The sequence below is a fragment of the Terriglobus sp. YAF25 genome (genome assembly GCF_052113305.1).
Taxonomy (GTDB): domain Bacteria; phylum Acidobacteriota; class Terriglobia; order Terriglobales; family Acidobacteriaceae; genus Terriglobus.
The window spans coordinates 1-2,169 of record NZ_JBFRCY010000917.1 but is presented as its reverse complement, the minus strand read 5'-3'; the positions used below and the strand labels follow the sequence as shown (position 1 = coordinate 2,169).

The following is a 2,169-nucleotide window of genomic DNA, read 5'->3' as shown; positions in this document are numbered from 1 at the left end:
CTGCTGGGTAAGTATCGAAATGGCCGGGTCACCTTTACGACCGACCTGGGCGAAGCCACTAAGAACTCTGATGTCATTTTTGTTGCTGTAGGTACACCGCAAAGCGAGACAGGCGATGCTGATCTGTCCTATGTCGAAGCTGTTGCGGCCGAGATTGCGCGTTCCATCAATGGGTATAAGGTCATTGTCGAGAAAAGCACTGTGCCTGTTTACACCAATGAGTGGATTCGCCGCGTCATTGAGCGTAATGGCGTAGATAAGCATCTTTTTGATGTCGTATCAAACCCCGAATTCCTGCGCGAAGGCACCGCGGTTGAGGACTTCCTCCATCCTGACCGCATTGTCGTAGGTTCTGACAGCCCGCGTGCGGCCGAGCTTCTCAAAGCTATTTATGCTCCCCTGACGGAAGGTGCCTATTACAAGCAGGAAGGGCACATTACCGGTATCTGCAATACAGAGGAGCTTCCTCCGATTCTTCTGACTTCTACCAAGAGCGCAGAGATCATTAAACATGCCTCCAATGCCTTTCTGGCATTGAAGATCAGCTTTATCAATGCCGTAGCCAACATTTGCGAGGAAGCTGACGCAAACGTCGAGCAGGTGGCAAAAGGCATGGGACTGGACGCGCGTATCGGACCCCGCTTCCTGCGGCCTGGCATCGGATATGGCGGCTCCTGCTTCCCAAAGGATGTTTCGGCGTTCCGTTCGGTGGCTGAGCAGATGGGCCTTGGCTTCAATCTGCTGGCAGAAGTCGAACGGATTAACGAGCAACAGAAGAAGCGTTTTATCGCCAAGGTTCGTTCGACCCTTTGGACGCTGCGCGGCAAGAAACTGGGGGTACTCGGACTTGCCTTCAAGGGTGACACGGATGACATTCGCGAGAGCCCTGCGATTGCTCTGGTACAGACGCTGCTGGCTGAGGGCTGCTCGGTTGCGGCATTCGATCCAGCTGCCATGAGTCGCGCGAAGCTCGAATTGCCTGAGGGGCCGAACTGCAAGTATGTGGGCGATCCCTATGAGGCGGCAAACGATGCTGATGCGCTCTTGATCCTTACTGACTGGGCGGAGTTCGGCCAGCTCGATCTGGCACGGCTGAATAAGTCGATGCGCTATTCCATCATCGTAGACGGCCGTAATATGTACGAGCCTGAAGCGATGTCGGAAGCTGGCTTCCACTACACCAGCGTTGGACGCCCTTCGGCTCATCCGGCCCACTAATCTCGAACGTAACGCGCACAAGGAGAAGACCCAAAAGCATGGGCAAACGCCGCATTGTTCTGCAGGTAGGTTCTAGTGGAACGCTCAACACACTGGAACTGGCAAAGAAATATAAGGCTGGATATCTGCACGCTTCTACATCGGAGTGCTATGGGGACCCCCTCGTGCATCCGCAGGTGGAGACGTATTGGGGCAATGTCAATCCGATTGGCCCTCGCAGTGTATACGACGAAGCCAAGCGCTTCAGCGAGGCTGCCGTTGCCGCGTATGAGCGCTACCATGGCGTCAATACGCACCTGGTGCGCATCTTCAACACCTATGGTCCTCGTCTGCAGGCAAATGATGGACGTGTCATCTCAAACTTCATGATGCAGGCGCTTCGCGGCGACCCCCTCACCATTTACGGCGATGGGTCCCAGACGCGCAGCTTCTGCTATGTCTCCGACCTGATCGATGGAATCGTCAAATTAGCGTGGAGCAACGAGCACCTGCCGACGAATATCGGCAATCCGGTGGAGTGGACGATCCTGGAGTGTGCTAAAGAGGTGCTGGCTATTACGGGCTCGAAGAGTGAGATCAGTTTCCAGCCACTTCCTCAGGACGATCCCAAGCAGCGCCGCCCGGACATCACGAAGGCCAGGACGTTGCTGGGTTGGGAACCGAAAGTAATGCTGCATGAAGGGCTTGGACTCTCATTGCCGTATTTCAAAAGCTGCGTCGCAGCTGAGAAGTCCACAACCGCGGTCTAGAGCACTTCTCCTAAAGGTGTAGAGCGAAGCGTTTGCAGTTTGCGCCGTTTTCCTTCGAAGAAAACGGCATTCGCAGATTTCTCCAACACCACAGTATTAGGAGAATTGCTCTAAGGTACAAAGTAGGAAGGCCCACGCACCTGAAGTGTGTGGGCCTTTTCTGTTTAACCGTTTGTTCTAATGTTAACCGTTTGTTCTAATG

2 protein-coding genes are annotated in these 2,169 nt (G+C 54.2%); both read left to right on the top strand.

The window, feature by feature from the left end; all coding sequences use genetic code 11:
* Positions 1 to 1,218: UDP-glucose dehydrogenase family protein (locus AB4043_RS25215; protein WP_442308488.1), on the top strand; the 1,218-nt coding region annotated here is incomplete at its 5' end.
* A gap of 38 nt (positions 1,219 to 1,256) precedes the next feature.
* Positions 1,257 to 1,967, top strand: a complete 711-nt coding sequence (locus AB4043_RS25210; protein ID WP_442308487.1) for a GDP-mannose 4,6-dehydratase — start codon at positions 1,257 to 1,259, stop codon at positions 1,965 to 1,967.
* The last annotated feature ends 202 nt before the right edge of the window (positions 1,968 to 2,169 follow it).